Annotated in this window: 6 protein-coding genes; 5 read left to right on the top strand and 1 reads right to left on the bottom strand. The window is 73.2% G+C overall.

The annotated features are described in order from the left end of the window. Nucleotides 1–441: 441 nt before the first annotated feature. The gene (purN, locus tag GL263_RS19685; protein ID WP_182857059.1) at nt 442–1,083 is read left to right on the top strand and encodes a phosphoribosylglycinamide formyltransferase; all 642 of its coding nucleotides are present in this window, start codon (nt 442–444) and stop codon (nt 1,081–1,083) included. Further along, nucleotides 1,080–2,651, top strand: coding sequence for a bifunctional phosphoribosylaminoimidazolecarboxamide formyltransferase/IMP cyclohydrolase (gene purH / locus GL263_RS19690; RefSeq protein WP_182857060.1), 1,572 nt, complete (start codon nt 1,080–1,082; stop codon nt 2,649–2,651). Before purN ends, purH begins: the two co-directional genes overlap by 4 nt. Before the next feature lie 106 nt (nt 2,652–2,757). On the opposite strand, the gene GL263_RS19695 is transcribed toward purH, so the two are convergent. Further along, nucleotides 2,758–3,399 (bottom strand): hypothetical protein, encoded by a 642-nt coding sequence (locus tag GL263_RS19695; protein WP_182857061.1) that lies wholly within the window; start codon nt 3,397–3,399, stop codon nt 2,758–2,760. Nucleotides 3,400–3,650: 251 nt separating this feature from the next. Here GL263_RS19695 and GL263_RS19700 point away from each other — a divergent pair, with 251 nt between their 5' ends. The 3 genes from GL263_RS19700 to GL263_RS28505 all read left to right on the top strand — a co-directional run. After that, nucleotides 3,651–4,505, top strand: coding sequence for a bifunctional methylenetetrahydrofolate dehydrogenase/methenyltetrahydrofolate cyclohydrolase (locus GL263_RS19700; protein WP_182857062.1), 855 nt, complete (start codon nt 3,651–3,653; stop codon nt 4,503–4,505). Nucleotides 4,506–4,585: 80 nt separating this feature from the next. Then, the gene (locus GL263_RS19705; protein ID WP_438947981.1) at nt 4,586–4,948 is read left to right on the top strand and encodes a DUF3017 domain-containing protein; all 363 of its coding nucleotides are present in this window, start codon (nt 4,586–4,588) and stop codon (nt 4,946–4,948) included. A gap of 315 nt (nt 4,949–5,263) precedes the next feature. Further along, the coding region (locus tag GL263_RS28505) for a helix-turn-helix domain-containing protein (RefSeq protein WP_228456670.1) at nt 5,264–5,973 on the top strand (710 nt) is incomplete at its 3' end.

Genomic DNA, 5,973 nt, shown 5'->3' on the forward strand with positions numbered 1-5,973 from the left:
CTCCGGGTTCTTCGGGTTCTCCGGGTCGCCGGTCTCCCGGGTGGTCCGGCGGGGCTGCCAGGGCCGGTCGGGGGCGTCCGGCGGCGGCGGGGCGAACGGGTTGTCCTCCTGGCCGGGGGTGTCCGAGCGGTCGGAGGCGCGACGTGGGTCCGTCATGTGGTGTGAGTCTTCCCCTTCGTGTTCGTGCGCCTGCCGCGGGCCGGGCCGCGGAGTCGTACGCCAGACGCTACCCGCTGGCCGCGCACCCGTCCCACGGGGGCCTGGGGACGTGCCGGTATCGTTGCTGACGACCGACCGCTTCGTAGGGTTCCCCGTACGGACACACCCCCGTCGCCTGTCGGATCGCACAAGGCCGCAACAAGGGTCGCCGTGGCGGCGGCCCCGGATCGTCACGAAGATCGTCACGAAGACTGACCGCCGGGTCGGAAAGAGCGTGTTCCCGTGTCTGCATACGCACCCTCCGCGGAGCCTGCCCGGCTGGTCGTGCTGGTGTCCGGCTCGGGCACCAACCTCCAGGCACTGCTGGACGAGATCGACGCCGTGGGGGCGGACGGCTACGGGGCGCGGATTGTCGCCGTGGGCGCGGACCGCTCGGGTGTCGCGGGTCTGGACCGCGCGGAGCGGGCCGGGCTGCCGACGTTCGTGTGCCGGGTGAAGGACCACCCGACCCGGGCGGACTGGGACCGCGCGCTCGCCGAGGCGACCGCCGCCCACCGCCCCGACCTGGTCGTCTCGGCCGGGTTCATGAAGATCGTGGGCCCGGAGTTCCTGGCCCGGTTCGGCGGGCGCCTGGTGAACACCCACCCGGCGCTGCTGCCCAGTTTTCCCGGTGCGCACGGCGTGCGTGACGCGCTCGCCTACGGCGTGAAGGTGACCGGGTGCACCGTCCACTTCGTCGACGACGGCGTCGACACCGGACCGATCATCGCGCAGGGCGTGGTGGAGGTCCGGGAGGAGGACGACGAGTCCGCGCTGCACGAGCGCATCAAGGAAGTCGAGCGTCGCCTGCTCGTCGACGTCGTGGGTCGCCTCGCCCGCGACGGTTACCGCATCGAGGGACGAAAGGTACGGGTTCCGGCATGAGTGCCGAAGCTACTAAGCGGCCGATCCGCCGCGCGTTGGTCAGCGTCTACGACAAGACGGGTCTGGAGGAGCTGGCGCGCGGCCTGCACGCCGCCGGGGTGCAGCTGGTCTCCACCGGCTCGACCGCCGCCCGGATCGCGGACGCCGGAGTGCCGGTGACCAGGGTGGAGGAGCTGACCGGCTTCCCCGAGTGCCTGGACGGCCGGGTCAAGACCCTGCACCCGCGCGTGCACGCCGGCATCCTCGCCGACCAGCGTCTCGAGGCACACCGCGAGCAGCTGTCCGAGCTGGGCGTGGAGCCGTTCGAGCTGGTCGTCGTGAACCTCTACCCGTTCCGTGAGACCGTCGCCTCCGGCGCCTCTCCGGACGAGTGCGTCGAGCAGATCGACATCGGCGGCCCCTCGATGGTCCGCGCCGCCGCCAAGAACCACCCGTCGGTGGCCGTGGTCGTCAACCCGGAGCGCTACGCCGACGTGCTGAAGGCCGTGTCGGACGGCGGCTTCGAGCTGGCCGAGCGCCGGCGGCTGGCCGCCGAGGCGTTCCAGCACACCGCCGCCTACGACGTGGCGGTGGCCTCCTGGTTCGCCGGTGACTACGCCGGGGACGAGGTCGCCGGCGAGTCCGGCTTCCCGGACTTCCTCGGCGCCACCTACACCCGCGCCAACGTGCTGCGCTACGGCGAGAACCCGCACCAGGGCGCCGCGCTGTACACGGACGGCGGCGGTGGTCTGGCGGAGGCCGAGCAACTGCACGGCAAGGAGATGTCCTTCAACAACTACACGGACACCGAGGCCGCCCGCCGTGCCGCCTACGACCACGACGAGCCGGCCGTGGCGATCATCAAGCACGCCAACCCGTGCGGTATCGCGGTCGGTTCGGACGTCGCGGAGGCGCACCGCAAGGCGCACGCCTGCGACCCGCTGTCGGCGTTCGGCGGCGTCATCGCGGTGAACCGCCCGGTGACCACCGAACTCGCCGAGCAGGTCGCGGAGATCTTCACCGAGGTCGTCGTCGCGCCCGACTACGAGGACGGCGCCGTCGAGATCCTCGCCCGGAAGAAGAACATCCGGGTGCTGCGCTGCCCCCAGGAGCCGGGCTCGCGGCTGGAGTTCAAGCCGGTCGACGGCGGCGCGCTGCTCCAGGTCGCCGACCGGCTCCAGGCGGACGGCGACGACCCGGCGTCCTGGACGCTGGCCACCGGCGACGCGCTGCCGGCCGAGGAACTGGCCGAGCTCGCCTTCGCCTGGCGGGCCTGCCGCGCGGTGAAGTCGAACGCGATCCTGCTGGCGAAGGGCGGTGCCACGGTCGGCGTCGGCATGGGCCAGGTCAACCGGGTGGACTCCGCGAAGCTCGCGGTGCAGCGGGCCGGGGAGGAGCGTGCGGCCGGCTCGTTCGCGGCCTCCGACGCGTTCTTCCCGTTCCCCGACGGGCTTGAGGTGCTGACGGCCGCCGGGGTGCGGGCCGTGGTGCAGCCGGGCGGTTCGGTGCGCGACGAGCAGGTGATCGAGGCGGCCCGCGCGGCCGGCGTGACGATGTACCTCACGGGCACCCGCCACTTCTTCCACTGACCCGGACCCCGACCGGCGACGGACGTGGACGGAGGGCCGGACCGCGTGACGCGGTCCGGCCCTCCGTCGTGCCCGGGCCCAGCAACCGGGGGTCAGCGTTCCGGGCTCAGTACTGCGGGCGGTTGAACCACTGCGACGCCTGCGCCATCGACAGGAACACCAGCGTCACCACACAGGACGCCGTCCACACGAACGCGATGAGCAGGGAGCCGGCGTTGCCGGCCGACGTGATCAGGGAGAGCACCGCCATCACGCCGTTCACCGACGCGGCGATGATCGCGGCGACCCGCGTACCGCTGCGCCCCTTGCCGAACTTCGCGGCGGTCACGATGTGGAAGGCGGCGAGGCCCCCGAACAGCACAAAGAGGACAAGCGCGAACACCGTCAGGCCGTCGCGGCCGAGCTCGTGCATACCGATCTCGCGGAGCTCGCGATTCGACAGGCCCTGCGCGACGAGGCCGAGGATCAGCATCGCCAGTCCGCCGAGCGCCAGCAGACCGCCGGCGACGAACATCAGCACCCGCGCGGTCACGACCTGCCCCGGCATGGCCTGCGGCGGCGTCGGGGCGCCGGGGTAGCCGGGCTGCTGCGGCTGACCGTAGGGCGACTGCTGGCCGTACGGTTGCTGCTGGCCGTAGGGCTGCTGCGGGTAGCCGTAGGCCTGCGGCTGCTGGGGCTGGCCGTAGGGCTGCGGCGGCTGGCCGGGGGGCGGCGAGCCGTAGGGGTTGTTGTCGTTCGGGTAGCTCACGCTGGTTTCCCTCCGAGCGGTCGTCGACGCGGGTCGGGCGTGCCGCCTCCTTCGGCGGGAGGAAACCATCGGAGTGCCTCCCCCGCGACCGCCCCGCGTCGGTCGCAGCACTGAGTGTCATCATCACGGCCGGGGTTGAGGGGTGTCCAGCCGGCCCCGGTGAACGCGGCCGGGCGGTGAGACGGCCCGCACACCCCGCCACCGGCTCCCTGACTGGAGACGCGGGCCCCGGATCCGGGAGGATAGGGGCCATGAGCGCCCAGATTCTCGACGGCAAGGCCACCGCTGCCGCGATCAAGTCCGAACTCGCCACCAGGGTCGAGGCCCTGAAGGCCCGGGGTGTGACCCCCGGCCTCGGCACCGTCCTCGTCGGCGACGACGTCGCCAGCCAGAAGTACGTGGCGGGCAAGCACCGCGACTGCGCCCAGGTCGGCATCTCCTCCATCCAGCGTGAACTGCCCGGTACGGCCACGCAGGACGAGATCGAGGACGTCGTCCGGGAGCTGAACGCGGACCCCGGCTGCACCGGTTACATCGTGCAGCTTCCCCTTCCCCGCGGCATCGACACCAACCGGGTGCTCGAACTCATGGACCCGGCGAAGGACGCCGACGGCCTGCACCCGACCAACCTGGGCCGGCTGGTGCTCGGTGAGCCGGCGCCGCTGCCCTGCACGCCGAACGGGATCATCGAGCTGCTGCGGCGGCACGGGGTGGAGATCGCCGGCGCGGAGGTGGTCGTGGTCGGGCGCGGCATCACCGTGGGGCGCCCGCTGCCGCTGCTGCTGACCCGCCGTTCGGAGAACGCCACCGTCACGCAGTGCCACACCGGCACCCGGGACCTGGGCGCCCAGCTGCGCCGGGCGGACATCGTGGTGGCCGCCGCCGGTGTGCCGCACCTGATCAAGCCGGAGTACGTCAAGCCGGGCGCCGCCGTGCTGGACGTGGGTGTGAGCCGCGACGAGTCGGGGAAGATCGTCGGCGACGTGCACCCGGGTGTGGCGGAGGTCGCCGGGTGGGTGGCGCCGAACCCCGGCGGGGTCGGCCCGATGACCCGGGCGATGCTGCTGTCCAACGTCGTCGAGGCCGCCGAGCGGAACGCGGGCTGACCGGCATGGGCGCCGACTCCACCGCCGGGGGTCCGCGGAACCCCGACGCGAACGGGAACCGCCGGTCGCGCCGCTTCCCCATGCTGACCAGGGACACCGCCCGGCCCGAGGGCGGCGGGCGGGCGGCCTCCGGCAGTGCCCCCGCCCCCTACCGGCAGTGGCCGATCCTGACAGTGCTGGGCGGCGTGGTGGTCGGGCTGTTGCTCAGTCTGGCCGAGGCGCGGGTGGGGATACTCGTCGTCGGCGGCTCGCTGCTGCTGGGCGCGGTGCTGCGGCGGTTCGTGCCGTCGGTGGGCATGCTCGCCGTGCGGTCCCGGTTCACCGACCTGCTGACGTACTCGGTGCTGGGCACGCTGATCGTGGTGTTGGCGCTCATGGCGCAGCCGAATCCTTGGCTGGAACTGCCGTTCCTGGAGGAGGTCATCCGCTTCACGGTGCACTGAGCATCCGCCTCCCGGCGCGCCGGATATCGGACACCGGGCGCGCGGCGGCCGTGGTTCGCCGGTCGGAACATGACAAAAGCCGCGCCCGACCGGCGCGTACGGTCACCGGCCGGCGACGGAGCCGGACGACGGTGGCCCGGCGACCGGTTGTTCCGTTTTTGTTACCTGTCTCGGAGAACCGAATCCCGGCTGGGCGCCGTCACGACAGATGGCACACTTGGGCCATACGTCCCTCTTCCGGTGGAGGGCGGCGAACCGCCGTCCGAAGCGAAACGAGGGTGGAAGACAACACGGACTGGGGGCGAGGGGGAGGCAATGCCTCGTTGGAAGGCGCTACCGGAGGAGCTTGACCCGGAGATCCGGGAGTTCGCGGGCCAGATGCGCCAGCTCGTGGACCGCAGCGGCCTGGGTCTGTCCGCCCTCTCGGACCGCACCGGATACAGCAAGACGTCCTGGGAGCGCTACCTCAACGGCAGGTTGCTGCCTCCGCAGGGCGCGGTCTCCGCGCTCGCCGAGGTCACCGGCACGGACGTCCGCCACCTGGCCACCATGTGGGAGCTGGCCGAACGGGCCTGGAGCCGGGCCGAGATGCGGCACGACATGACCATGGAGGCCATACGCATCTCGCAGGCGCGGGAGGCGCTGGCCGCCGCCGGCCGCTCCGAGGACGGCCGGAAGAAGGGCCGCGGCCGCGCCCACAAGGCGCCCGGCCGGTCCGCCGCGACGGTCGCCGACCGGCCGGGCGGGCAGGCCGCCGACGCCGCGCCCGCGTGGGCGGGCGGCCGCGGCGGTTCCGTGGCCGACGCGCCCGCCCACGCCCCGGCTGACGCGCCCGCCGACGCCGTACCCGCCGACGCCCGCGCCGACTTCGACAGCACCGCCGTGCTGCGCCGTCAGTCCGCGCCCGCCGACCGCACCACGCCGTTCGACCGTCCCGCCGGCGGCCCGGCGCCGGCCGACCGGACGGCGGCACGTCCCCGACCTGCCGCGGGAGGTTTCTCCGCCGAGCCGCCCGGCCCGTCCCC

This window comes from Streptomyces durbertensis (genome assembly GCF_014156695.1).
Classification (GTDB): domain Bacteria; phylum Actinomycetota; class Actinomycetes; order Streptomycetales; family Streptomycetaceae; genus Streptomyces; species Streptomyces durbertensis.

Bases quoted from the DNA above. Each gene is read 5' to 3' on its own strand.
- purH (WP_182857060.1), top strand. From the start codon at position 1,080: ATGAGTGCCGAAGCTACTAAGCGGCCGATCCGCCGCGCGTTGGTCAGC.
- GL263_RS19700 (WP_182857062.1), top strand. From the start codon at position 3,651: ATGAGCGCCCAGATTCTCGACGGCAAGGCCACCGCTGCCGCGATCAAG.
- GL263_RS19705 (WP_438947981.1), top strand. From the start codon at position 4,586: ATGCTGACCAGGGACACCGCCCGGCCCGAGGGCGGCGGGCGGGCGGCC.